The sequence below is a fragment of the Citricoccus sp. CH26A genome, from assembly GCF_000224415.1.
GTDB lineage: Bacteria > Actinomycetota > Actinomycetes > Actinomycetales > Micrococcaceae > Citricoccus.
In genome coordinates, this window is the sequence record NZ_AFXQ01000026.1 from 1 (window position 1) to 24,986 (window position 24,986).

Annotated in this window: 20 protein-coding genes and 1 pseudogene; 11 read left to right on the top strand and 10 right to left on the bottom strand. The window is 73.6% G+C overall.

Annotated elements, in window-relative coordinates:
- Positions 1 to 2,089 (top strand): annotated as a pseudogene (locus CITRI_RS19695) (hypothetical protein); the annotation flags it as partial.
- A gap of 101 nt (positions 2,090 to 2,190) precedes the next feature.
- Here the strand turns inward: CITRI_RS19695 and CITRI_RS18535 are convergent.
- Both CITRI_RS18535 and dacB read right to left on the bottom strand, forming a co-directional pair.
- On the bottom strand, positions 2,191 to 3,720 hold the full coding sequence (locus CITRI_RS18535; RefSeq protein WP_010145332.1) for a serine/threonine-protein kinase: 1,530 nt from the start codon (positions 3,718 to 3,720) through the stop codon (positions 2,191 to 2,193).
- A 4-nt stretch (positions 3,721 to 3,724) separates the two neighbouring features.
- The gene (gene dacB, locus CITRI_RS17730; protein ID WP_141566113.1) at positions 3,725 to 5,341 is read right to left on the bottom strand and encodes a D-alanyl-D-alanine carboxypeptidase/D-alanyl-D-alanine-endopeptidase; all 1,617 of its coding nucleotides are present in this window, start codon (positions 5,339 to 5,341) and stop codon (positions 3,725 to 3,727) included.
- A gap of 161 nt (positions 5,342 to 5,502) precedes the next feature.
- Here dacB and CITRI_RS0113140 point away from each other — a divergent pair, with 161 nt between their 5' ends.
- The gene (locus tag CITRI_RS0113140) at positions 5,503 to 6,096 is read left to right on the top strand and encodes an inorganic diphosphatase (protein WP_010145334.1); all 594 of its coding nucleotides are present in this window, start codon (positions 5,503 to 5,505) and stop codon (positions 6,094 to 6,096) included.
- 12 nt (positions 6,097 to 6,108) lie between these two features.
- Positions 6,109 to 6,765 (top strand): hypothetical protein, encoded by a 657-nt coding sequence (locus tag CITRI_RS0113145; protein ID WP_010145335.1) that lies wholly within the window; start codon positions 6,109 to 6,111, stop codon positions 6,763 to 6,765.
- A 59-nt stretch (positions 6,766 to 6,824) separates the two neighbouring features.
- Here the strand turns inward: CITRI_RS0113145 and CITRI_RS0113150 are convergent, their stop codons facing one another.
- Both CITRI_RS0113150 and serS read right to left on the bottom strand, forming a co-directional pair.
- The gene (locus CITRI_RS0113150) at positions 6,825 to 7,652 is read right to left on the bottom strand and encodes an HAD family hydrolase (RefSeq protein ID WP_029139317.1); all 828 of its coding nucleotides are present in this window, start codon (positions 7,650 to 7,652) and stop codon (positions 6,825 to 6,827) included.
- A gap of 203 nt (positions 7,653 to 7,855) precedes the next feature.
- Complete coding sequence (gene serS, locus CITRI_RS0113155) at positions 7,856 to 9,142, bottom strand: serine--tRNA ligase (protein ID WP_010145337.1); 1,287 nt, start codon at positions 9,140 to 9,142, stop codon at positions 7,856 to 7,858.
- Positions 9,143 to 9,191: 49 nt separating this feature from the next.
- Between serS and CITRI_RS19700 the strand changes: the two genes are divergently transcribed.
- Genes CITRI_RS19700 through CITRI_RS17740 form a run of 3 tightly spaced genes read left to right on the top strand, consistent with a single transcriptional unit; the run spans position 9,192 to position 10,422 of the window.
- Complete coding sequence (locus CITRI_RS19700) at positions 9,192 to 9,704, top strand: hypothetical protein (RefSeq protein WP_010145338.1); 513 nt, start codon at positions 9,192 to 9,194, stop codon at positions 9,702 to 9,704.
- On the top strand, positions 9,653 to 10,186 hold the full coding sequence (locus CITRI_RS19705; protein WP_010145340.1) for a diacylglycerol kinase family protein: 534 nt from the start codon (positions 9,653 to 9,655) through the stop codon (positions 10,184 to 10,186). Before CITRI_RS19700 ends, CITRI_RS19705 begins: the two co-directional genes overlap by 52 nt.
- 26 nt (positions 10,187 to 10,212) lie before the next feature.
- Positions 10,213 to 10,422 carry a hypothetical protein gene (locus CITRI_RS17740; RefSeq protein WP_141566115.1) on the top strand — a complete coding sequence of 70 codons (210 nt, stop codon included), beginning with the start codon at positions 10,213 to 10,215 and terminating at the stop codon, positions 10,420 to 10,422.
- A 39-nt stretch (positions 10,423 to 10,461) separates the two neighbouring features.
- Here CITRI_RS17740 and pheA read toward each other — a convergent pair whose 3' ends face one another.
- Entirely contained in the window at positions 10,462 to 11,454 is a 993-nt protein-coding gene (pheA, locus tag CITRI_RS17745; protein WP_010145342.1) for a prephenate dehydratase, read from the bottom strand.
- Positions 11,451 to 11,777 (bottom strand): rhodanese-like domain-containing protein, encoded by a 327-nt coding sequence (locus CITRI_RS0113170; RefSeq protein ID WP_029139318.1) that lies wholly within the window; start codon positions 11,775 to 11,777, stop codon positions 11,451 to 11,453. Before CITRI_RS0113170 ends, pheA begins: the two co-directional genes overlap by 4 nt.
- 27 nt (positions 11,778 to 11,804) lie before the next feature.
- Here CITRI_RS0113170 and CITRI_RS0113175 point away from each other — a divergent pair, with 27 nt between their 5' ends.
- Together CITRI_RS0113175 and CITRI_RS0113180 are read left to right on the top strand one after the other, a co-directional pair.
- The gene (locus CITRI_RS0113175; protein WP_141566116.1) at positions 11,805 to 13,871 is read left to right on the top strand and encodes an AarF/ABC1/UbiB kinase family protein; all 2,067 of its coding nucleotides are present in this window, start codon (positions 11,805 to 11,807) and stop codon (positions 13,869 to 13,871) included.
- Positions 13,872 to 13,892: 21 nt separating this feature from the next.
- On the top strand, positions 13,893 to 15,284 hold the full coding sequence (locus CITRI_RS0113180; protein ID WP_010145345.1) for an amidase: 1,392 nt from the start codon (positions 13,893 to 13,895) through the stop codon (positions 15,282 to 15,284).
- A gap of 10 nt (positions 15,285 to 15,294) precedes the next feature.
- Here CITRI_RS0113180 and CITRI_RS18545 read toward each other — a convergent pair whose 3' ends face one another.
- Entirely contained in the window at positions 15,295 to 15,693 is a 399-nt protein-coding gene (locus tag CITRI_RS18545; protein ID WP_010145346.1) for a DUF4190 domain-containing protein, read from the bottom strand.
- A 335-nt stretch (positions 15,694 to 16,028) separates the two neighbouring features.
- On the opposite strand from CITRI_RS18545, the gene CITRI_RS20305 reads away from it, so the two are divergent.
- Entirely contained in the window at positions 16,029 to 18,062 is a 2,034-nt protein-coding gene (locus CITRI_RS20305) for a M4 family metallopeptidase (protein WP_010145347.1), read from the top strand.
- Between the two features lie 9 nt (positions 18,063 to 18,071).
- Entirely contained in the window at positions 18,072 to 18,446 is a 375-nt protein-coding gene (locus CITRI_RS17755) for a hypothetical protein (RefSeq protein WP_010145348.1), read from the top strand.
- On the opposite strand, the gene CITRI_RS0113200 is transcribed toward CITRI_RS17755, so the two are convergent.
- The 3 genes from CITRI_RS0113200 to CITRI_RS0113210 form a co-directional block, all read right to left on the bottom strand.
- A complete protein-coding gene (locus CITRI_RS0113200) occupies positions 18,430 to 20,604 on the bottom strand; it encodes a PIG-L family deacetylase (RefSeq protein WP_010145349.1) in 2,175 nt (724 codons plus the stop codon). The genes CITRI_RS17755 and CITRI_RS0113200 overlap by 17 nt on opposite strands.
- The gene (locus CITRI_RS0113205; RefSeq protein WP_010145350.1) at positions 20,601 to 21,689 is read right to left on the bottom strand and encodes an acyl-CoA hydrolase; all 1,089 of its coding nucleotides are present in this window, start codon (positions 21,687 to 21,689) and stop codon (positions 20,601 to 20,603) included. Before CITRI_RS0113205 ends, CITRI_RS0113200 begins: the two co-directional genes overlap by 4 nt.
- A gap of 115 nt (positions 21,690 to 21,804) precedes the next feature.
- Positions 21,805 to 23,118 (bottom strand): Xaa-Pro peptidase family protein, encoded by a 1,314-nt coding sequence (locus tag CITRI_RS0113210; RefSeq protein ID WP_083843450.1) that lies wholly within the window; start codon positions 23,116 to 23,118, stop codon positions 21,805 to 21,807.
- Between the two features lie 137 nt (positions 23,119 to 23,255).
- Between CITRI_RS0113210 and pgm the strand changes: the two genes are divergently transcribed.
- Positions 23,256 to 24,986, top strand: a complete 1,731-nt coding sequence (gene pgm, locus CITRI_RS0113215; protein ID WP_010145352.1) for a phosphoglucomutase (alpha-D-glucose-1,6-bisphosphate-dependent) — start codon at positions 23,256 to 23,258, stop codon at positions 24,984 to 24,986.

Here is a 24,986-nt window from a genome sequence, read left to right on the forward strand (position 1 = left end):
GGTCATGCCGAACGAGGCGCGCTACTACCGGGTGCACGTGGGCTACGGGCAGCGGCTGAACGTCCGCGCCGCCAACGGTGCCTCGGAGGGCGCCGGACCCGATTCCGTGGACGTGAGCGTGTTCTCCAGCGTCCGCGGGCCCGTCACCATGAAGGGTGACCGGCGCCTGCATCGTCGTCCGGCGGGCCAGACCGCCACGCTGAACATGCCGGTCTCCGTCAGCATGGACAATCACGACGGCGTCCACGGCCAGGACGCCTACCTCTCCGGTGACTACTACGTGGTCGTCTCCGCGGACAAGTACAGCGATGACCGCAACCGGGAGCCCTTCCCCTATGAGCTGGCGCTCGAGGTGACGGGCCAGGAGCAGGACGGCCCCCTCATCGCCGAGCCCGGGGCGGGCCGGGTGGTCGATCCGGACTCCGAGCAGGACGCGGGAGAGCAGGACGACGCGGAGGCCGGCGAGGCCACCGCGGGCGCCACGCCGGCCGGAGAACCGGACGAGGGTGGTGGCGGGGCGGAGGCCACCGCCACCGGGCTGACCGAGCCGGCCGGGGACAACCCCTGGCCGTGGTTCCTCGCCGGCCTCGCCGGCAGCGCTCTCATCGGCGCCGCGGCCCTGGTCCTCACCCGACGGCGGCCCGTGGCGGCTCCGGCCACCACGCAGCAGCACCCCGCGTCCCCGGGCCCGGCAGCCAGTACCCCACCGACCGCTACGGCACCGATCAGGAAGGACCGCGGTGATGAGCACCGGCAACCGTCCCCCCGCACGCTGGCCGCGCTCGGCCTCACCCTGGCCCTCACGGCCTGGGCCGCCGCTCCGGTGCTGGCCGCCACGCCGGCGGCCACCACCGGGGAGGGCTCCGCGCCCGCCGCCCAGGCCACCCCGTACCAGCCCTCGGGCACCGAGGTCACGGGCGGGGAGAGCCTGGCCGGCGCCGTCGAGGTGGAACCCGGCCTCTACCGGGACACCCTGCAGACCAGTGAGGAGGCCTCCTCACCGACGGCCTCGACCCGGTTCTACCGGTTGCCGGCGCTCCAGGAGGGAGAGCGGGCCCATGCCGCGGCCGTCCTGGCCGCCGACCCCCTCGCCGACGCGCGCGGCACCGACTGGGCCGAGCTCAGCGTGGAGTTCGTGAACCTGCAGGGCGAGCGGTGCGGGCCCCCGGTCGCGGACAACGTCTCGATGACGACCGGTGAGGTGCCGGTGGCCAAGACGGCCACCGATCCCATGGAGGCCGGCTCCTACGGATGCTTCGAGGATGAGTCCGGCGTGGTCGTGGCCCAGGTGAGCCGGAGCGGTGAGTGGCTGGCGGACGACCCCGTGGCCGTGGAACTGCGGTTCTGGGTGGAGCCCCCGGTGGACGAGTCCGGGCTGGCCGAGGCTCCCTCGGAGGACCTCCCGCCGGAGTCCGTGACGGTCACCGGTGAGGCGACGCCCATCACCGGCGGGCGGTCGTTCGGCACGGCCACCGAGATCACCGCGGACCAGGTCTTCTCCGCCGAGCTGCAGCCCCGGGAGGCGGCCTATTTCCGGATCCCGGTCGAGTACGGCCAGCGCCTGAGCTACCGCCTCTCGTCCGGCAACAACCAGCAGTCCCGCGTCCGCGAGATCCGGACCGCGGCCCACGACCCCCTGCTGGGGGACCCCCGGATGCTGGGGGACCAGGGCATCTCCTACATGGACAACGGGGCCACCCTCACCCGGTCCACCGCCGTGCCGGTGAGCGCGGACAATTACGGCTCCTACTCCTACGGCGCCCTGCGGTTCGCCGGTGACTACTACATCGTCGTCACCGGCTCCGAGGCCCGTGGGGGCCGGGAGGGGACCGAGCCGTTCCGCTACGAGCTGGCCGTGTCCCTCTCGGGCGAGCCCACCGGTGCGACCGAGTGGCTGGCGGCGGCCCAGGACGAGCAGGCCCTCGCCGCCGGTGGCTCCCCGGACGGCGAGGACGCCCAGGCCGCGAGCGCCCGGGACGGCGGGTGGCTCCCGTCCGGCACCGAGCTCGGTGCCCTGCTGGGCGGAGTCGGGCTGGGCGCCGTGCTGACCGGCGTCGCGTGGCTGCTGCTGCGCCGGCGCCGCGCCTGAGGACGGGCGGTTCCTGAACGTCAGGCCCTGGGCGTCCCGGGCCCCTGGGCGTCGGGTCTCACCGGGGACTCCGGGTGACCCGACGCCCAGGGGTCCGCCGCTCAGTCGTCGGCCTCCCAGACCAGGCCCCCGGCGTCCTCCACGCACACCAGCCGCCGGCCGTCGGCGCCGGTGACCACCAGTCCGCGTTCCAGGGCGATGCAGTCGTCCCCGGCGCGGACGGAACTGGTGATGACCGGCGTCCCGGACCGTCCCGACGGCGCCGGAGACCCCGGGTCGGAGGCCGGGGAGGACCTCGCCGAAGGTGTGGCGCCTCCACCTCGTGGCGTCGGCGCCGGGGCAGAGGCCGGGGAGGACCTCGCCGAGGGCGCGGTGGCGGTGCCCCGTGACGTCGGCTCCGCCACGGCACCCTGTTCGGCCCCCGCTCCCTGATCTGCCCCGGCGCCCTGCTCGGCCCCCGGCCCCGCGCGCCCACCGTCCGGCCGGAGCAGGACGGCGGCCACCACGAGGGCCACGACCCCCAGCAGCACCATGGTCCACGGCAGGAGGGTGCCGACACCCCGGCCGCGGTCCCCGCCATCCCCGCCGGCCTCCGCCGCCTGGCCCGTCGGCCGCGGGCTGCCGACCCGTGGGGTCCTGACCGGTGGCGCGGGCACCCGGGGCGCGGTGTCCGCGGACGGCCCGGGAGCCGCCGTCGGGCCCGGCGCCGGGGCCGCATCCGCGGACTGGCCGATCCCGGCCCGGTCCGCGGTGATCCCGGTCGTCCCACCGGCCTCGACCTGGCGGAACACCGCGAACGGCTCGCCCGCGGCCGTGAGGTACCCGCCGGTCCCCGTCTGCGGGGTGGCGAGGACGTCGAGGGTGCGTGGGGCCCGTTCGGCGGCCGCGACGCGGTCGCCCGGGTCCTCGTCGAGCAACCCGGCCACCACGGAGGCGAACCGGGGGTCGACGCCCTCGATCCGGGCCAGCGTCCGGCGCGGGTCCAGGGCGGCGGCCTCCAGCCCCCGTTCACCCCGCACGGTGGGGTCCAGCATGCGCAGGGCCACCACGCCGGCCGCGTACAGGTCCTGAGCGGGCGCCGGGGCCGCAAGGTCCATCGCCTCGGGGGCCAGGTAGCCGGGAGTGCCGTTCACCCACCCGAGCGTGGTGAACCGCGGATCGTCCTCCCGCACGGCGATCCCGAAGTCGCCCAGCCGCAGGTGCGGCATGCCCTCCCCCGTGGGTTCCAGCAGGATGTTCGCCGGCTTGACGTCCCGGTGGATCCAACCGGCGTGGTGCACGTGGTCCAGGGCGTCCAGCAGTTGCAGCAGCATCCGGGCCGCGAGGGCGGAGGAGAACGCGCCGTGATCGCCCAGCGCGGTCTCCAGGGTGCCACCGGCCACCAGCGGCATCGAGATCGCCACGTCCGCGTCCTCGGCCGCCCAGCCGTAGGGCGTGGCCAGGTGGCGGTGGTCGAGCTGGATGCCCTGTTCGCGCACGAAGCGCAGCAGCTCACCGGAGTCCTTGTGCCGCAGCACCTTCGCCGCGCACCACTGCTCGCGGCGCCGGTCCCATGCGGCCCAGATCGACCCGGACCCCCCGGAGGCGATGTGGTCGGCCAGTTCGAACCGGCCCGCGATCACCTGGCCCATGCCCCTACGACCCCGGGTCGGCCGCGTCAGCGCGGCATCCACAACCGGCCAGCAGCACCGCGGCACGGTCCACGGCGAAGCGGGCGTCGGTCAGGACGCCCGGCTGGTCGTTGGCGATGAAGCTGAACACCAGCTGCCTCTCGTCCGCGGTCCTCACCGTGCCGGTCAGCGAGGCCACCGAGCTGAGCGTCCCGGTCTTGGCCCGGACCACGTCCTGGGCCGGTGTGCCGACCATCCGGTGCTCGAGGGTGCCCTCCTTGCCGGCCACCGGCAGTCCGGTGGCCGCTGCCTCCAGCCCGGGATCCCCGGCGGCGATCCCGAGCGACTCGGTCAGCTGGAGGGGGGAGACCCGGTTCCTGCCGGAGAGCCCCGAGGCGTCCACGAGGTCCAGACCGGCCGTGTCCACCCCCAGCCCGGACACGGCCTCCTCGATGACCCGGGAGGCGCCGTCGAAACTGCCGTCCTCCCCGGCGGCCAGCGCCAGGTTGCGGCCGGTGGCCTCGGCCACCTGGTTGTCCGAGGTCTTGAGCATGTGGGTCACCTGCTGGGCCACGGTGGCCGACCTCACGCTCGCCAGCTCGCTGCCGCGCCCCTTCAGGGACAGGCGCCCGACGGAGTCGGACACCCGGATCCCGATGTCCAGGTCCCGGGCGTGGCGGGCGAGGTGGTCGCGGAAGACCTCGGCCGCGTACAGTGCCGGGTCGTGCAGGCGGTTGGTGCCGGTGCCCGCGGAGGGGCGCCCGCCGTGAGTGGCGATCGGCTGCACGGCGGAGACGTTGCCCGAGGGGACGATGTCCGGGCTCCAGTCCGGGGAGGCCTTCGGGCCCGTGTACCCGGAGTCGTCCAGGCGAACGGTCACCGTCCCGGAGGTGCCGCGCGTGGCGAGCTCCTCGGCGGCATGCCGGGCCAGCGTCCCGAGACCGGCCCGCCCGTCGACGGACGTCGCGTTGCTCCCCGTGCCGAGCAGCACGTCACCGCCGGCGTCGAGCACCACGTGGGTCACGTCCTGGTCTCCCACGCGGCCGGGCAGGGCGACGGCGCCGGTGGTGTAGCGGTGGTCCGGGCCCAGGACCTCCAGGGCCGCGAGGCCGGTGAGGATCTTGACCGCGGAGGCCGGCACCGCGGGCTCGTCGGCCGACCGGTCGTAGAGGACCTCACCGGTCAGGACGTCCACGACGGCCGCGGACAGCGTGCCCGAGGACACCGCCAGCGCCTCGTCCAGTGCGGGGGCGAGAGCCTCCGGGTCCGGCATCGGGTCCAGCAGCGCGGTGAGGCCCGACAGCCCGAGCACCGCGGCCAGCGTGGGCCCTCCTTCGCTGGCGCCCTGGGGACCCGTGGCCGCGGGGCGGCCCGGAGACGAGCTGGAGGTCGGGGTGGCGGGGGACGACGGGTCCGACGCGGAGGCCGGGGACGAGGCGGACGTCGAGGAGGACGCGGCACCCGCGGTGATCGTGGAGGAGACGGCCAGCGCCGGCGTCGGTCCGGACGGGGCGGCACCGGTCTGCGCGTCCTGCACCTGGCAACCGGTCACGGTGCCGGCGAGCAGCAGGGCCAGCGCGGCACCCAGGGTGCGCGGGATCGCGCGCACGGCGGGCCGGTGTCGTGGGGGTCGAGAGGTCACGGTCAGGCTTCCTGGGAGGCGTACGGGTGCGTGCGTCACGCTCGCGGCGATGGGCGGGCCGGAACCGGACGCGCCTGACCGGAGGATACCCTTGTTTCCAGATGCCGTGCCCCGGCGCGGCTCCCATCCTGCCCTCCATGCATTCCAAGGAGCCTGCTGACATGAACCATGACGTCACCATCGAGATTCCGGCCGCCTCGCGGGTCAAGTACGAGTTCGACCACGAGACCGGCCGACTGCGCCTGGACCGCGTGCTGTTCACGTCGATGCAGTACCCCACGCACTACGGCTACTTCGAGAACACCCTCGGTGAGGACGGCGACCCGCTGGACGCCATGGTCTTCCTGCCGGGCTTCGACCTGGTGCCCGGCGTGATCGTGGAGTCCCGCCCGATCGGCGTGTTCAACATGACCGACGACGGCGGCGGCGACGCCAAGCTGCTCTGCGTCCCCTCGGACAAGCGCTTCGACCACATCCAGGAGCTCGAGGACATCGACGAGTGGCTCAAGCAGGAGATCGAGCACTTCTTCATCCGCTACAAGGACCTCGAGCCGGGCAAGTGGGTCAAGGCCGAGGGCTGGGAGGGCCGCGAGGCCGCCGAGGCCGAGCTGGCCGCCTCGATCGAGCGCTTCGACGCCGCCGGGGAGCACACCCCCACCGACGAGCCGCAGGGCCGCGAGGTGGAGACCGAGGAGGCCGAGCCGGCCGCCGAGGAGGGTCCCGAGGCCGACGTCCCCCAGGGCCGCCAGGGCTGATCCACCCCCTCCATGTACGTCCTGACGATCAACCAGCGTGATTCGCGGGAGGTCGGGGACATGGTGCACGACCTGCTGCGCGCGCTGCGCCCCGTGCGCACCGTGCTGCCGTTCCAGCGCTCGGTGGGCGATGAGGCCATCGGCATCGTGGCCGACCCCGCCGCCGCGGTGGACGCCGCCCTGCGGGCCCTGCGGGAGCGGCGCTGGAACGTGGGCATCGGGGTCGGGTCCGTGGGGACGGTGGACCCCGCGGACCCGGACGGGCCGGTGAGGCCCGGGGTGCTGCCGGACACGCAGGACCTGCGCGAGGTCGGCGGGCCGGGCCTGGCACACGCCCGCCGGGCCGTCGAGGAGGCGGCCAAGGCAGGGGTCCGGGTGCCCGTGTCCGTGGACGGTCCCCACGTCGAGACGGCCGCCCAGGCCGAGGCCGTGCTGCGCCTGGTGGGACAACTGGTGCTGACCCGGACCGAGGCCGAGTGGGCCGTGCTGGACCTGCTGGTCCCCGGCGTGCGCGGTCAGCAGAAGCTCGCGGCCGCCGAACTCGGGATCACCGTCCAGGCGGTGTCCAAGGCGGTGCAGCGCTCCTTCTGGACGGAGGAGCACGCGTGTCGCCCCGCCGCCGCGAGGCTCCTGGGCCTGGCCGAGGGCCCCGAGGCGATCCGCCCCTGAGCTGGGGCGGCGGGAGTCAGCGACCGGGCGCGCCCCCGGGGTCGACCCGCCGCGCTCCGTCAGTCGAGCAGTGAGCGCAGGACCGCGGCGGCCCCGTTCTCCTCGACGTGGCCGGTGACCTCGTCCGCGACCCTCATGACCTCCGGCGGCGCCTGGCCCATGGCCACCCCGCGGCCGGCCCAGGCCAGCATCTCGATGTCGTTTCGCCCGTCGCCCACGGCCACCGTGTCATCGATGTGCACGCCCAGACGGTCCCGCAGGGCCTCCAGGCCGGACGCCTTGGACACCCCCGCGGCGGCGATGTCCAGCCACGCGGACCAGCCCACCGAGTAGGTGACGCCCTGCAGGCCGATGGACTCGACGGCCTCGCCGAACTCCTCGGCCGAGGAGTCGGTGGAGAACACCACCAGGCGGGTGGCGCTGGACCGCATCATCTCCTCGAACGTGACGCCCTCGGCCACCACGCCGAAGCTCATGTCCTGGAAGCGCTCGGTGGACAGGAAGCGGCCCTGGTCGTCCTCCACCGCGTACTTGGCGTTGGGCAGCCGGTGCCGCAGGGCCCGCAGGGCCGGGGCGGGATCGAAGGTCCGGCGGTCGATGACCTCGAAGCCGTCCTCGAGCGCGGCGGACAGCCGGAGCGTGACCCCGCCGTTGCTGGAGACGCTGTAGCCCTCCTCCAGGCCGATCAGCTGGATGATCGGCAACGTGGCGCCCAGCGAGCGTCCGGTGGCGATGAGCACGTGGTGTCCGGCGGCCACGACGTCCCGGGCCGCCTCGCGGACCTCGTCGTGCATGTGGCCGTCATGGTCCACGAGGGTGCCGTCCACGTCCAGGCACACCATCTTGCGTTTCCCGTTGCCGTTCGGACGGTACCCGGAGGTGGTCATGTCCGACGGCGGGTGGTACAGCGTCTGCAGGGATCCGGTGTCCGCATCCCGTTCTTCGTGCCGGTCCTCGGTGCCGGCCTTCCTGTTATTCATCATGTCCCCAGTCAAGCAGATGGTGCGGACAGCCAGTAGACCAGCCCCGGCCGTCCGGTGTCCAGCACGTGAACACCACCCGTGACCGGTGGGCGTCCACCCGCGGGGGTCTACAGGACCGGCAGGACCTCGAGGCCGCCCAGGTACGGTCGCAGGGCCTCGGGGACGGTGACGGAGCCGTCCGGGTTCTGGTGGTTCTCCAGGATGGCCACGAGCCACCGCGTGGTAGCCAGTGTCCCGTTGAGGGTGGCGACCATCCGGGTGCCGCCCTTGGAGCCGTCCTCGTTGACCAGCCGTTCGCGGATGTTCAGCCGCCGGGCCTGGAACGTGGTGCAGTTCGACGTGGAGGTGAGCTCGCGGTAGGTCTGTTGCGTGGGCACCCAGGCCTCGCAGTCGAACTTGCGGGCCGCGCTCATGCCGAGGTCGCCGGCGGCGGTGTCGATCACCCGGTAGGGCAGCTCGACCTTGGCCAGCATCTGCTCCTCCCAGTCCAGCAGCCGGCGGTGCTCCTCGGCGGCCTGGTCCTGCGTGGTGTAGATGAACATCTCCAGCTTGTTGAACTGGTGCACCCGGATGATGCCGCGGGTGTCCTTGCCCGCGGCACCGGCCTCCCGGCGATAGCACGTGGACCAGCCGGCGTAGCGGGTCGGCTCGTTGCCCAGCTCCAGGATCTCGTCGGCATGGTAGCCGGCCAGGGAGACCTCGGAGGTGCCGACCAGGTACAGGTCGTCGCGCTCGAGCTTGTAGATCTCGTCGTCGTGCTCCACGTCGAAACCGGTGCCCTGCATGGTCTCGGGACGGACCAGGGTGGGGGTGATCATCGGGATGAACCCGTTCTGCACCGCCAGGTCCAGGCCCACCTGCATCAGGGCGATCTCCAGCCGGGCCCCGACGCCCTTGAGGAAGTAGAACCGGGAGCCGGACACCTTGGCGCCGCGCTCCATGTCGATCGCCCCGATCAGCTCACCGATCTCCAGGTGGTCCCGAGGAGTGAAGCCGTCAGCGGCGAAGTCCCGGACGGTGCCTACCGTCTTCAGGACGGTGAAGTCGTCCTCGCCACCGGCGGGCACGCCGTCCTCGATGAGGTTCGGGAACAGCCGCTGCAGGCGGTCCAGCTCGGCCTGCGCCTCGTTGGCCTCGGCCTCGGCCGCCTTCACGCGGGCGGCCAGCTCCTTGACCTCGGCCAGCAGGGCCTGCTTCTCCTCCCCCTGGGCGGCCGCCACCCTCTTGCCGAAGAGCTTCTGCTCCGCCCGCAACTCCTCGAAGGCGGCGATCGAGGACCGGCGGCCCGCATCGGCGGAGAGCATCTGGTCGACGAGGGACTCGTCGGCTCCGCGGGCGCGCTGGGAGGCCCTGTAGAGGTCCGGGTTCTCGGTGAGGTGCTTGACGTCGATCACGCGCACCAGCCTAGCGGCCCCCACCCGCGCGCCCCGTAGACTTCGCCCCATGCCTGCAGAACTGATCCTGGCCCTCGTGGCACTCGTCCTGGTGCTCGCCGCCCTGGCCTTCGTGATGGGCCTGTGGACCGGTCAGCGCCGCCTGCACGGGCGGATGGACGAACTGCACGGCAGCGTGACGTCCCTGAAGGGGGACGTCGGCACCCTCCCGGACCGGATGGCCGCCCTCACCGGTCAGGTCCAGGCGCTCGACGGCCAGGTCAGCGAGATCGCCGAGGCCCCGCTGGTGTCCCGGGCCCTGGAGCACCCCCGGCGGATCGCCCTGGTGCTCAACCCCTCCAAGGCCGGGGCGGACACGGTGCGCCGCAAGGTCGCCGCCGCCGTCCAGGAGGCCGGCCTGCCGGAGCTGGCCGTCTACGAGACCACCGTGGAGGACCCGGGACGGCAGATGGCCCGCGACGCCGTGGCCGACGGGGCCGACGTCGTGCTGACCGCCGGGGGGACGGGACCGTGCGGTCCGTGGCCGAGGAGCTGGCCGGCACGGACGCCACCCTGGGGGTGATCCCGCTGGGCACCGGCAACCTGCTGGCGCGGAACCTGCGGCTGCCGATCGACAATCTCGAGGCCTGCATCAACACCGCCATCCACGGCACGCGGCGGGACATCGACACCATCGACCTGAGGGCGGAGACCACGGACGGCACCACGCTGCGCCACACCTTCCTGGTGATCGCCGGGGCGGGCATCGACGCCGAGGTCATGGGGGACACCCGGGACGACCTCAAGGTCAAGGCCGGCTGGCTGGCCTACGGCGAGGCCGGGATGCGGCACCTGCCGGGCCACCGCAAGGAGATCTCCATCTCGATCGACGGCGGCGCCCCGCAGCGCCGCAAGGTCCGGTCGGTGATGATCGCCAACTGCGGGGAGCTGACCGCGGGCGTGGACTTCGTCCCGGAGGCCCGGTTCGACGACGGCCTGCTGGACGTGGTCATGCTCTCCCCCGCCACGTGGGCGACTGGATCCGGATCGCGGCGAAGACACTGACGAAGTCCCGGGGCGCCATCCCCGTCATGGAGACCCACCAGGCCACGCGCTGCCGCGTGGTCCTGCACGAGCCGATGATCGCCCAGCTGGACGGCGACGCGATCGGCGAGCTGCGCTCCTTCGACGCCCGGGTCCGCCCGGACACGCTGCGCATCCAGGTGCCGGCCTCGGACGTGCCGGACTCGGCGGCGGCCCCGGTCATGAAGCCGGAGTCGGTGCCGGAACAGCACGCCTGACCGGACCCCGGTAGCGTCGCCGGGCGCTCCCGGCGGGCCTCAGTCCCCGGCGGTCCGCCCCAGGATCCCGCGCACCCAGGCCTGGCCGGTGCGGTAGGCCTCGTCCGTGACGTCGTCCCGGACCGTGTACCGGCGGTGGTCGGCGCGGGGATAGGAGCCCAGGAACCGGATCTGCGGGATGATCCGGTAGAGGGCGGCGAGCGCGGCGGAGACCCGTTCCTCGACGAGGTGCCCCTCGAGGTCGATGGAGAAGAAGTAGCTGCCCAGCCCTGCCCCCGTGGGCCGGGACTCGATCCGGGACAGGTTGATCCCGCGCGCGGCGAACTGCTCCAGGATGTCCATCAGCGCGCCCGGGTGGTCGTCCGGCAGGGGCACGACGACGGTCGTCTTGTCCGAGCCCGTCGGCGCCGGCAGCGCCCCCGGCCGGGAGACGAGGACGAACCGTGTCACGGCCCCGGCGGTGTCCTCGATGGCCGAGGCCAGCACGGGCAGCCCGGTCTGCGCGGCCACCAGTGGCGCGCAGACGGCGGCGTCGTAGGAGGTCTCGTCGTCCAGCAGCCCCCGGGCGCCGGCGGCGGTGGAGGAGGCGGGGATGAACTCGGCCCGCGGGATGTGCGCGGCGGCCCAGTTACGCACCTGTGCCCAGCCGTGGCTGTGGGTGGCCACCGAGCGGATCGCGGACAGCTCCATGTCCCGGCGCCCCACCAGCACGAAGCTGATCGGCACCAGGATCTCACGGCGGATCTGCAGCGCGTCCCCGCTGGCGATGTCGTCCAGGGTGGCGCTCACGCCGCCCTCCACGGAGTTCTCGATCGGCACCACCGCGAAGTCAGCGGAGCCGTCCCGGACCTGGGCCAGCGCGGTGATCACGGAACCGACCGGATCGCACTGGGCGGTGTCGGTGCCGGGGACCTGGCGCAGCGCGGCCTCGGTGAACGTGCCCTCGGGGCCGAGGTAGACGTAGCGGGGACGCGCTCCCCCGGCGGTGCCGGCGCCGGGCTCCCCGGCCGAGGACCCGGCGGCGCGGCTCACTTGACGGACGGCTCGGCGCCGCCGTCCGCCTCCATGGGACGGCCGGACTCCAGCCAGGCGCCCGAGCCCCCGGCGACGTTGATGGCCGAGTAGCCCCGGTTGACCATGAAGTCGGAGGCCCGCATGGACCGGCCACCGGTCCGGCAGATCACGTAGTAGTCGGTGTCCGGGTCCAGTTCCTCGATGCGTTCGGGCAACTGTCCCAGCGGGATGTGCAGGGCCCCGGCGGCCCGGCCGAGGGTGAACTCGTCGTCCTCGCGCACGTCGAGGATGGTTGCGTTCTCCGGGACGTCGTCCACGCTGACTGTTTCGAACATGCTCATGACACCCCAGCCTAATAGGGTGTGCCCGTGGAGACCTTTCTGGGAGACCTGGGCACCGTCGGCTACTGGGTCGGGTCCACCCTCGGCGCCGTCTTCGGCCTCGTGCTGCTCGTCCTGGTGGCCTGGCTGATCGCCACCGCGGTGCGGCGCGTGCTGGGGGTGCCGGTCGGTTGGTTCCGCTCGGTGCTGGTGGCGCTGCTGATGGTGCTCAGCACCAACGTCGTCTTCGACGCCGTCATCACCCAGGTCGCCGGGACCGACGCCTCCGGTGCCCTGTCGGGGGTCTCCGCCCCGGCCGCGATGGTGCTGATCCTCATCGCCCTGCTGTGGATCTTCGGGCTGGGCACCGCCGTGCTGATGATCCTGGAGATGGTGATCCCCACCGGGATGCTGCCGAACCCGGTCCTGTGGTCCGCCGGGCTGCGCAGCACCTGGGCCCGGAACCGGCGCTACCGTCAGGTGGTCGGCGTGTTCCTGCGCCACGGGCTGGGCGCCAACCTGCGCGGTTTCGGCCGGCCCTCCGACGACGGCGAGGGTTCCTGGGCGGGCACGGCACGGGCGCTGCGCCGGGCCCTGGAGGATGCGGGCATCACCTTCGTCAAGCTCGGCCAGAACCTCTCGGCGCGCACCGACCTGCTGCCCGAGGACTTCATCCGGGAGCTGTCCCGGTTGCAGTCCGAGGTGGCCCCCGAGTCCTGGGACTCGATCCGCGGGGCGCTGTCCCGCTCGCTGGGCCGGGACCCGCTGGAGGTCTTCGCGTGGGTGGACGAGGCGCCCCTGGCCTCGGCGTCCGTGGCCCAGGTGCACCGCGCCCGGTTGCAGGACGGCACGGAGGTGGTCCTGAAGGTCCAGCGCCCGGGCGCCGTGGAGGAGGTCATGCGGGACACGGACATCGTGGTGCGCATCTGCCGGTGGCTGCAGCTCAACACCACGTGGGGCAAGTCCCTGCGGATCCTGGACCTCGGCCGAGGTTTCACCCGCTCGCTGGCCGAGGAACTCGACTACCACGTCGAGGAGGCCAACATGCGGGACATGGCCGCGGCCGTGACGGACCACAACCTCACCGTCCCCACCGTCTACCCGGAGTACTCCTCGCGGCGGTTGCTCGTGATGGACTACCTGCCCGGCGTCCCCGTGGGGCGCGCCAAGGCCCGGTTGGACCGGTTGGACCCGTCCATCCGGCACCGCCTGGCCGAGGAGCTGACGAACTCGGTGATGCGCCAGATCATGGACGACGGCATCTTCCACGCCGACCTGCATCCGGGCAATGTCATGCTCCTGGGCGAGGCCCAGTACACCCGGTTGGGACTGCTCGACTTCGGCACGGTCGGCCGGCTCGACCCCCGCTCACAGCAGCAACTGGTGATGGTCTTCGCCTCGATCGAGCGCAATGACGCCCGGCTGCTCGGCGATTCCCTGGTCGAGCTGCTCGGACGTCCCGCGGGCCTGGACGACCGGTCGCTGGAGCGAGAGGTCGGGGAGCTGCTGGTGCGCTACCGCGGCGGGCTGCGCGGCGGCTCGGCGTCCAAGCTGTTCGGCTCCCTGACGCGGCTGATCCTCGACCACCGGTTCGCCGTGCCCAAGGAGGTGGCCGCGGCCCTGCGCTCCCTCGGCGGCATGGAGGGCACCCTCGGGCTGATCGACCCGGACCTCGAGGTCGTGCAGGCCGCCCGCGCACTGGGCGCGGACCTGCTGAAGGACCGGTTCACGCCCGGTTCGCTGAAGGACACCGCCACGACGGCGCTGCTGGAGGTGCTCCCGATCGCCGCCCAGCTGCCGCGGCGGCTGAACCGGATCGCCGACGACCTGCAGGGCGGTCGGATCTCGGTGAACGTCCGGCTGCTCGGTGACAAGGACGACCGGCAGTACGTCACCTGGTTGTTCCAGCAGGTGGTGGTGGCGATCCTGGCCGGGTTCTGCGTCCTGGGCGGCATCGTCCTGCTGGCCTTCGGCGACGGCGGCCCGGCGATGACCAGCTACATGACCTGGCACACCGCGTTCGGCTACATCGTCCTGTTCGCCGGCTTCGTGCTCTCCCTGCGGACCGTGGCCCTGGTGATGCAGCGGCCGGGCCCCGCGGAGGTCCCGGAGTAGGCCCTCGATACAGTGGACGCCATGAACCACCCCGTCCGGACCCCTGACCTGGCGCGCCTGACCGCCCTGGAACTGCGCGACACCCTGGCCGCCGGAGAGGTCTCCGCCGCGGACGCCACCCGTCACTTCCTCGACGTCACCCAGCTGCGCGACCCGGAGCTGGGGGCGTTCATCTCGGTCGAGCCCGAGGCCGCCCTGGCCCGTGCCGACCAGCTGGACCGCCGGTTCCGGGACTCCGGTCCCGTCGGCTCACTGCACGGCATGCCGCTGGCGTTCAAGGACCTCGTGGACGTGGCCGGGATGCGCACCACCTTCGGTTCGCGGACCGCCGTCGACGCCCCGCCGGCCGGCGAGGACGACCCGCTGGCCGCCGCGGTGCACTCGGCCGGGGGCATCTCCCTCGGCAAGACCACCGTCCCCGAGTTCGGGCTGCCGTGCCACTCGGAGAACCTCATCTCCCGCGGGGCGCGCAATCCACTGGACCCCGAGCGCACGGCGGGCGGGTCCACGGGGGGCGGGGCGGCCGCCGTCGCCGCCGGGATGCTGCCCTTCGCGCCCGGCACCGACGGCGGCGGGTCCATCCGCATCCCGGCCGCGGCCTGCGGGCTGGTCGGGCTCAAGCCCGGCCGCGGCGCCGTGCCCACGGACCGGCAGGAGGACTCGGTGCGGAACCTGTCCGTGTCCGGCCCCCTGGCCCGCACGGCCGCGGACGCCGCCCTGCTCTACGACGCCATGCTCGGGGGCCCCCGGGGCGAGGGGCGGAGCCTGCCGCGGGCCCGTCGGACGGAGCCGGACCGGTTGCGGATCGGCTACTCCACCGCCTCCCCATTCACCCCGGACCTGGAGATCACGCTGGCCCGGCCCGCCCTCGACGCCCTGACCCGGGCCGCCGCGGCCCTCGATCGGGACGGTCACGAGGTGGCCGAGGCCGACCTGGACTACGCGCCGGGTTATCACGAGGACTTCCGCACCGTCTGGACGGCGGCGCTCACGGAGGCTCCCCTGCCCGGGGACGCCGAGCCGCTGCTCGGGCCCCTGGCCGCCTACTTCCTGGAGCTGGCCCGTGGTTACACCCCCGACCGACTGGCGGGGTCCGTGGACCGGCTGACCCGCTGGGCCGCGGACGCCCGTCGGCAGCTGGCGGCCCACGACGTGGTGCTGACCCCGGTGCTGGCCTTCGCGCCACCGCTGATCGGGACCTTCACGTCCCTGCCCCCGGCCGAGGACTACGCACTGCAGTGCCGGTTCACCCCGTACACCTCGATGGTCAACGTCATGGGCCTGCCGGCGGTCTCCGTCCCGGTGCTCCGGGACGCGGAGGGCCTGAGCTGGTCCGTGCAGGCCATCGGCCGCCCCGGCACGGAGGGGCACCTGCTGGCCCTGGCGGCCCGCCTGGAGTACCTGCTGGGCTGAGCCGCCCCGACTATCCGAGAATCGCCCCGAACGCGATGAAACCGATGATCATCAGGACCCACAGGCCGGTGACCAGGTACCCCATGATCAGCCCCGCCACGGCGAACCCCTTGCCGTGGGGTTCCCTGGCCAGGGAGAGGTGACCGAACACGATCGCCAGGAGCTGCGGGACGGCCAGGAAACCGAAGGTCACCACGCCCGCGATGCCCAGCACCATCGCGGTGATGCCCAGTCCTGCAGGACGGGGCTCACCGCCCGGATACGGCACCCCGCCCCTGCGGCCCGGCTGCATCCCGCCCTGACCGTAGGCACCGGACCCGCCATAGCCCCCCGCCTGGCCATGGTTGACGTCGTAGGGGTTCTGCACCGGGCGGGGCTGGTCCTGACGGCCGGGCTGGTTGGCGACCACGGGGTACCCGCCGTGGATCGGGTACTGGGGCTGGCCGTCGCCGTAGGGACCGGCCAGTGGCTGGTCGGCGTAGGGGTTCCGGGGGCCGGGGAGCTGCCGGGGGGCGGCGGCGTGGACGGACCGCCCGGCGCCTCCGGGTCCGTGTACCAGGAGGGATGCTTGGGGTCGTCGAACGGGCGGTACGCGTCCGAGTGCTGTCCCTGGTCATTCCGGTCGGCCATGGGTCCAGTGTAGGCAACACCCCGGACGAGGAGCGGGGTTCTCCACAGGGTCTCCAGCGCGGGCATTCGGTCCCCGCCCTTCCCGTGGACCCCGCCGGCTGGTTGCATGACTACATGGTCGAATCCCACGCCACCGCGGACGTCGGCGTCCGCAACGGCTACGACGCGGACTTCCTGGTCACCACCGCCGCGGTGCCGGTGCCGAGCGACGAGCGCCTGGCGGTCCTGGACTACGTGCACTTCTCCGTCCATCAGGACACCGACCGCCGGCTGGCCGCGATCACGGCGGTCAACGTCGACGGCACCCAGTTGCTCGACGTGGACCGCGGGGACGCCTGGCGGTTCGATGAACGACTGCCCGAGGAGCACCAGGCCGGTGAGGCACTCTACGCCGGCAACGACCTGGACCGCGGCCACCTGGTCCGTCGTCGCGACCCGGCGTGGGGCGACGGCGCCACCGCCCGCCTGGCGAACCTCGACACCTTCCACTACACCGTGTGCGCCCCCCAGGCCGCCTACTTCAACCAGTCCCAGGAGCTGTGGCTCGGGCTGGAGGACCACGTGCTGGGGCACGCCCGGGCCGCCGGCCAGCGGATCAGCGTCTTCACCGGTTGCGTCTTCGCCGAGGACGACCCCGAGTACCGCGGGGAGTTCCGGATCCCCCGCCGGTTCTTCAAGATCGTGGCCTGGAACCAGCAGCCGGCCCTGGGGGCGCTCGCCTCGACCGGGTACCTGCTGGACCAGGGCGAGGGACTGGACCGGATCCTGGTCCGCGGGCTGCGCGCCGGTGAGGAGGTGCCCGGGCCCGGTCCCTTCCGCACCTTCCAGGTCCCGGTGGCGGACATCGGCGAACTGACGGGCCTGGACATGGGCCAGCTCGCCGCGGCCGATCGCTATCGCGTCCCCGCCGAGGCCCAGGGTGAACGGGTCCGGGGGCCGGTGCCGCGCGGCGCTGGCGGGCCCTGGGGGGATTCGATGACATCAGCCTGTGAGACGACCGCAGGGGCGGCGGTCCCCGGCCCGCCGGGTCACCGCCGGCACTGCATCGTGCCTCCGTACATGCTCGAGCAGCTCTCCCGGCACCTCCCGCGGCAACCGGAGCCTCCGCCGCCGGCCAGCCCGTTCCTCCCGCCGCCGCACCGTCCGCCGCGGGGCGCGGAACCCGGGGCACCCGGCCGGCAGGCGGACGCGGTCCGGGACCTGGACCACCAGGTCCGCGAGCGCCGTCACCGGGGGATCCGGCCGGAGGGGGGTGTCTCCACCCCCGGCGGCACCCTGGACCGGAACATCTCCGACGCGCGCGGCACGCAGGAGCTGCCGGGCGTCGTCGTGCGCTCGGAGGGCGCCCCGCCGGTGGCGGACACCGCGGTGAACGAGGCCTACGACGGCCTGGGCTCGGTGCACGGGTTCCTGACGGAGGTCTTCCGGCAGTCCTCGCCGGACGGCCTCGGGCGGGAGCTGCGGGCCACCGTGCACTACGGCCACCGCTACGACAACGCGTTCTGGGACGGGCGGCGCCTGGTCTTCGGCGACGGCGATGGGGAGGTCCTGACGGGGTTCACGCCCTCGCTGTCCGTCATCGGCCACGAGCTGGCGCACGGCGTGATGCAATACGCCTCAGACCTGGACTACCAGGGCCAGTCGGGGGCGTTGAACGAGTCCTTCGCGGACGTGGTCGGCGCGCTGGTGGACCAGTACGTGCGGGGCCACACGGCGGAACAGGCGACGTGGCTGATCGGCGCGGAGGTGTTCGGGGCCGGCGTCCGGGCCCGGGGGCTGCGTTCGATGTCGGCGCCCGGCACCGCCTACGACGACCCGCGGCTGGGCAGCGACCCGCAGCCCGAGCACATGGACCGGTTCATCGTCACCCGGGAGGACTACGGCGGGGTGCACCTGAACTCGGGGATCCCCAACCGCGCCTTCCACCTGGCGGCCAGGTCCCTGGGCGGTCACGCCTGGGAGCGGGCCGGGCAGGTCTGGTTCGACGTGGTGACCTCGCAGGACCTGCCGCGGGACGTGGACTTCGCCGGGTTCGCCCGGGCGACGGTGGCGGCCGCCCAGGGCCGGTTCGGGGACGAGGTCGCCCGGATCGTCCGGCAGTCCTGGGCGCAGGTGGGGGTACTGACCGAGGGGGCCTCCGCTCCCTAGGCTGGGGTCATGACCGAGGACCGCGCAATCAGCACGCCGGACCCGGCACCGGGCATGCTCGAGGTCACGGTGTCGCGGTCGGGTGGAGTGGCCGGGATGGTGCGCCGTTGGACGGCGCGGATCCCCGACGACGGCACCCCGGCCGCGCGGGCCGCCCGCCGGATCTCCGGGCTCGCCCCGGCCGGGCGCCCGGGGGAGGCCTCCCGGCACCCCGACCGGCCCGGATCCGGGCCGTCCCCCGGCCAGGGGGCGAGAGGACGGGTGCGTGACGCCTTCCAGTGGACGGTGACGTGCGGTGACGGGTCGGTGAGCTACGACGAGGACGGACGGCGCCGGGATCCGGACCTGGACGCGCTGATCGACGTGATCACCCGCCGTCCGTGACCAGTCCCCGCAGGTAACCGGCGAAACCGCCGGCCGTGCGCCCGGTCGTGCGGCCCGAGGTCACCGCCCGGATCCGGTCCGTGGACAGCACCGGCACCCCGGCGGCCCGCGCGGCCTCGACGAGCGCGACGTCCTCGTGCTCGGCCGTGTGGGGGAAGCCCCCCAGGCGCTCGTACGCCTCCCAGGACAGGCCCAGGTTGGCTGCGTGGACGTGCCCGTGGTCCTCGCCGTGGGTGTAGTCCCGCAACCAGCGCCGCAGCACCTGCGGGTCCACCCCGGAGGGATCCAGCCCGACCGTCCCGGCGACCACGACCGGGCCGTCCTCCCGCGCGGCCAGTACCGTCTGGGCCACCAGCCAGTCCGGGGGAACGACGGTGTCCGCATCCGTGCTGGCCACCCAGGTCCGCTGTGCCCCCCCGGACCGGGACAACCGCTCCACCGCCCGCCGCAGGCCCAGGTCCCGGGCGCGGCCGACGTTCGAGGGCCCCGAGGCCGACGCCCCCGCAGGGAACGCTTCGTCAGCCAGGTCCATCACGTGGAAGCGGGGATCACCCGCCACCACGGCCTCAGCCCGGTGCGCCGTCGCATCGGTGCAGTCGTCCAGGGCCACCACCACCTGGACGGACCCCTGCGCGTGGACCTCCTCCCAGCGGTCGGCCGCCCGGGCCAGCGCCTGGAGGCACCCCGGCAGCAGGTCCTCCTCGTTGCGTGCCGGGACCACCACGGCCACCCTGTCCGCGGCGGAGGCACGGGTGAGGACATCCACCACGAAGTCCTGCTCGAGATGGCGGGAGACCAGCCGGAACCGGGGGTCTGCGGCGACCCTCTCGTGGACCTCGTCCCCGTCCAGTGGCCATCCCTCCACCTCCTGTCGCCAATGGCACGAGACGAGGTGGCCGGACAGGGCCAGGGACCGCTCGAGGTGGTCCAGCAACCGCTCCAGTTCGGGGGCGGAGAGGAAGTACCCGATCTCGGAGAGCACCACCAGGTCGGCCGGGCCACCACCGGGCAGCCGGTTCGGCCACTGGTCCGGCAGCACCACCTGCTCGAAGGTCACCCCAGATCGCCCGGCCAGGGCCCGGCGGGCCTCCCGGATCGCCACGCCCGACGCCTCCAGGCCGATGACCCGCTCGGCGCGCTCCGCCAGGTCACCGGTGAGCACCCCGATCGAGCTCCCCGCCTCCAGGACGGTGCCATAGCGCTCGCGCGGCAGGGCCGCGAGGGTCACCAGCCGCTTGCGCCGCTCGTACCAGCTGCTCCGGTACCCCCAGGGATCCTCCCGCTCACGGTAGAGCCGGTCGAAGACCTCGGTCGCCCGGGCCGACGGGGACGACGCGGACGACGCGGACGACGCGGACGACGGGCCGGCCCCTGCAGCGTCCTCCGGCGCCGTGTGCCGGTAGACGTCGAAGGACCGGCCGACGAAGTGCTCGAGCATCCCCGGACCCAGGATGGCCTCGTCCCCGGGAGCCGGGGAGAGCGGCTCCACCTGGCTGGCGTGGGCCGCCAGGGCGTCCAGGCGGGCGGCCCGGTCCTCCGCACCCAGCGGCCAGCGCACCCAGTCCCGCCAGTCCGGGTCGCGCGAGGGGTCGGCCCAGTGCCAGAACCAGATCGGGAATTCGTACAGGTCCAGGCCCCGGTCCGCGGCCAGGGCGGACACCGCGTGGCCGAGGGCGTCGTGGTCGGCGTGCCCGTCGGCGCGGTAGTGGGTCGCCAGCATCGCCGGCCCGGCGTGCCCGTCCAGGAGGTCCACGACGGCGGCCCGCACCCGGACCGTGTGCGCGGCCACGTCCCCGTCCGGCAGGCCGAGCTCCACCAGCTCGATCCGGTCCCGGTGGCCGGTCCCCAGCGCCTCGAGGGCGGACGCCAGTTCGGCCCGGCGCACCGCGATCAGCTGCTCCGGGGCGTGGGTCGGGGAGTCCGGATGGGACCGCTCCCCCAGACTGGCCATCACCACCCGCACGCTCCCGCCGGCGTTCAGCACCGAGCGGATCAGCCCGGTGGCGCCCAGCGTCTCGTCATCGGGATGGGCGGCCACGACCACCAGCAACGTGCCCGCCGCCAGCCGTCCGCGACCGGGGGCCTCCCGCACACCGGACACCCCGGCGGCCTGCCAGTGTCCTTCGGGCGTCCCGGCGTCCAGGTGCGAGAACGTCATGGCCGCGCCGCCGTGAGGATCAGGGTGCCGAGCCGGGCATCGTCGCGCCCGGCATGGTGCTGGCGGACGTAGACCTGCAGGTCGGCCACGGCCCGGGCGTGGTCGCCGTCCCCGGTGAGGGGCCCGGGGCCGGTGGCCTGCCCGACGACGTCGATCACCTCGGTGCAGACCTGCGCCACGGTGCCCCGCAGCCGGTACGCCTCGAGCTCGCCGGCGGTCCCGGTCAGGTCGCCGGCGTCGATGGCGTCGGCGGCCGCGGCCAGCTGGGCGGACACCGAGGCCAGCAGCCGGTCCACGCGCCCCAGTGCCGCGAGCGCGAACTGGTCCGGTTCGCGGCGGGCCGCCAAGGCCGCCAGCGTGCGGTACAGGTGCACGGCACCGCCGAACCACACGGCGGCCACGCCCATCCCGCCCCAGGCGAATCCGGGCCGGTCCAGGTACCAGGACGGGCCGCCCACCGGCAGGGCCGGGACCGCCTCGAAGGTGACTGGACCGCTGTCGATCGCGGCCAGCCCCAGGGCGGGCCAGCTGCCCGCCCCGGTGTGCACGCCGGGGCGGCGGAGGTCCACGAGGAAGGCCTGCCGGCCGCCGTCGGGCAGCGCGGCGGTCACGACGGCGGCCGAGCAGCGCCCGGCCAGGGAGCACCACGGCTTGGTGCCACCCAGCGCCCAGGCGCCGGGGCCGTCGTCGTGTCCGGGGCGGGTCCGGTGGGCGACGGGGGTCTGCCCCCCGGACTCGGAGGCATAGACGCCCAGGACACCGCGCGGGACCGGCACCCCGGCCTGGTCCAGGATCGCCACGGCGTCCAGGTGGGGTTCGAGCACGCGGGCGGCCACCAGGTCCACCGCGGCCACGGAGGCGAGGAGCTCCCACAGGGCGCGGGTGTCCCCGCCGCCCGGCCGGGGCAGAGCCTGGGCCGGCAGGTCCCCGAGAGCCTCCAGCATGGGCTCCGCCGAACCGTGGGAGGCGGTGGCGGCACGCATCAGGCGGGGGGCCGCGACACCGTCCGCTCCCCCGCATGCGCCCCCGCCCATGTCCGTGATCCGGCCCGGGTGGCCCAGGTGCACCCAACGGGGCAGCGACATCGGTGTTCCTCCTGCGGTCCCGGGCCGGCCGGACGGTCGTCTCGTCGGCCCCTGCCGCCTATTCAACCAGCCGGGCCGCCCCGGCCACCCGGTGGTGCGCGACCGGGCGCGGAGCTCACTTCCTCAGGATGAGCCGGGGGAACTGCGTGAAGGTCTCCACGCCGGTGTCCGTGATGCGGATCGATTCCGAGGCCGCGTAGCCGTAGCCGGTCATCCACATCCCGCAGATCAGGTGGAACGTCATGTTCTCGGCCAGCACGTTCTCGTCCTCGGCACGGATGCTGATGGTGCGCTCGCCCCAGTCCGGCGGGAAGCCGACCCCGATGGAATACCCGAGGCGACTGGGCTTCTCCAGCCCGTACCCCGCCAGGGTCCGGATCCACGTCCGGGACAGTTCCCGGACGGGGACGCCGGGGGCGGTGACGTCGAGGATGTCCTGCAACCCGGCTCCGACCGCCTCCTCCAGCAGGAGCAGTTCGGGCGAGGGCGTGCCGAGCACGACCGTGCGGGCCAGGGGCACGTGGTACCGGCGGTGGACCCCGGCCAGCTCGACGGCCACGGCGTCACCCTCCCGCAGCACGCGATTGGACCAGGTCAGGTGCGGGGTGTCCGCGGACCCGCCGGTGGGCAGCATCGGGACGATGGCAGGGAAGTCACCCCACGCGTCCTCGGTGCCCGCGGCCTGGGCGGCGGCGATGTGCGCGGCCACCAGGTTCTGGGGGACACCCGGCTCGATCGCGTCGATGGCCTCCTGCATCGACACCGTGGTCACCCGGGACGCGAGGCGCATGTAACGGATCTCGGCATCCGACTTCACCGCCCGCACCCAGTTGACCAGCTCGAAGCTGTCCACGAGGGACCACTCCGGAATCCCCCGCAGGAGCGCCTGGTAGGCCTTCGGCGCGAAGAAGTGGGCGTCCATCTCCAGGCCCACGCCTCCCCGGGCGGCCGGTTCGACCAGACCGCGCCGACGCAGGGCGTCGGCGACCCAGTCGAAGGGGTGGATCCGGGGCTGGTGCACGTAGCGTTCCGGATAACCCAGGACCTGGTCCATGGGCAGCCAGCTGGTGCGGAAGGCCCCCAGGGCGTCCATCTCCCGCAGGAACAACAGCATGGGCCCGTCCAGGGGGATGAAGAGGACCTGCGGGGTGTAGAACGACCACGCGTCATAACCGGTGAGGTAGAAGATGTTCGCCGGGTCCACGACCATCAGGGCGCTCAGGCCCTGCCGGTCCATCCGCTCGCGCACCGACAGCAGCCGCTGGGCGTACTCGTCCATGGGGAACAGCGTCCCGCGGATGTCGGCGTCCGCGGCGGGAACGGGTGCGACGGCCGGGGCGGGTGCGATGACCGGGGCGGGAACGACGTCCGGTCCCGGGGCGGCACCTGCCACCGTGAGGCCGTCCCCGGTCACGCGTGCTGTGGACATGACCCGATTTTGCGCTCCCCGGGACCGGGTGACAACGGTAGGGCGTACCCCAGCACCACCTGCCGGCCCTCCACGCGCCGTCGGTCATGTTCACCGGTCGGCTACCTGTGGTTCCGCGTTCGTGGAACAGTGGTGCCATGAACGCTCAGACCCCTGCGCCCGCCGCCGAGCGGGCAGGCACCGTGGCCCTCCCCGAAGACCTCGTCGACCTGGACGCGCTGCTGGCGGCCTATGCCGAGCGGCATCCGGACCCCGCGGACCCTGCGCAGCGGGTCTCCTTCGGCACCTCCGGCCACCGTGGCTCGTCCCTGAAGACCTCCTTCAACGAGGACCACATCGCCGCCATCACGCAGGCGATCGTCGAGTACCGCGCCGCCCAGGGCATCACCGGCCCGCTGCTGATGGGCCGGGACACCCACGCCCTGTCCGGCCCGGCCCAGGACACCGCGCTCGAGGTGCTGATGGGCAACGGGGTACGCACGCTGATCGACTCCCGGAACGGCTACACCCCCACCCCGGCCGTCTCCCACGCCATCCTGGTGCTCAACGACTACCGCACCCGCGGGCAGGGCCTGGCCGACGGCATCGTTATCACGCCCTCCCACAACCCGCCCGCCGACGGCGGCTTCAAGTACAACCCGCCCCACGGCGGCCCCGCGGACACCGACGCCACGGACTGGATCGCGGACCGCGCCAACGAGCTGCTGGCCGGGGGCCTGGCGGAGGTCCGGCGCATCCCGCTGGCCGAGGCGCGGCGCCACGAGGCGCTGGGCACCTATGACTTCCGGGACCGCTACGTCACCGACCTGCCGAAGGTCGTGGACCTGGACGCGATCCGCCGTGCGAAGGTCCGCATCGGCGCCGACCCCATGGGCGGGGCCTCGGTGGAGTACTGGGGCGAGATCGCCGAGCGCCACGGACTGGACCTCACCGTGGTGAACCCGGACGTCGACCCCCAGTGGGCGTTCATGACCCTGGACTGGGACGGCAGGATCCGGATGGACTGCTCGTCCCCGAACGCCATGGCCTCGCTGATCGGGCGGATGCGGCCCGACGCCGGTGCCGCGTCCGGTCCCGGCGCCGACGCGGGCGGGCCGGCCGCGGACGCGGCGGCCCCGTTCGACATCGCCACCGGCAACGACGCGGACGCCGACCGCCACGGCATCGTCACCCCGGACGGCGGGCTGATGAACCCGAACCACTTCCTCTCCGTGGCGATCGACTACCTCTACCGGCACCGGTACGACTGGCCGGCCGGGGCCGGCGTCGGCAAGACGCTCGTCTCCTCCTCGATGATCGACCGGGTGGCCGCGGGGCTGGACCGGGACCTGGTGGAGGTGCCGGTGGGCTTCAAGTGGTTCGTGCCCGGCCTGCTGGACGGGACAGGTGCCTTCGGCGGGGAGGAGTCCGCCGGGGCGTCCTTCGTGTGCTTCGACGGGACCCCGTGGTCCACGGACAAGGACGGGATCCTGCTGTGCCTGCTGGCCGCGGAGATCCGGGCGGTGACGGGCAAGTCGCCGTCCCGGTACTACGCGGACCTCGTCGAGCGGTACGGCGACCCGGTGTACGCCCGCATCGACGCCCCGGCCACCGCGGAGCAGAAGGCCAAGCTGAAGCGGATGTCCCCGGCGGACGTCACCGCGGACACCCTGGCCGGTGAGCGGATCACCGCCACGATGACCGAGGCACCCGGGAACGAGGCGCCCATCGGCGGGCTGAAGGTCACCACGCAGAACGCCTGGTTCGCCGCCCGCCCCTCCGGCACCGAGGACGTCTACAAGATCTACGCCGAGTCGTTCGTCTCCGCCGAGCACCTGGCCCGGGTCCAGGCCGAGGCGAAGGCGATCGTGGACGCGGTCATCGCCTGA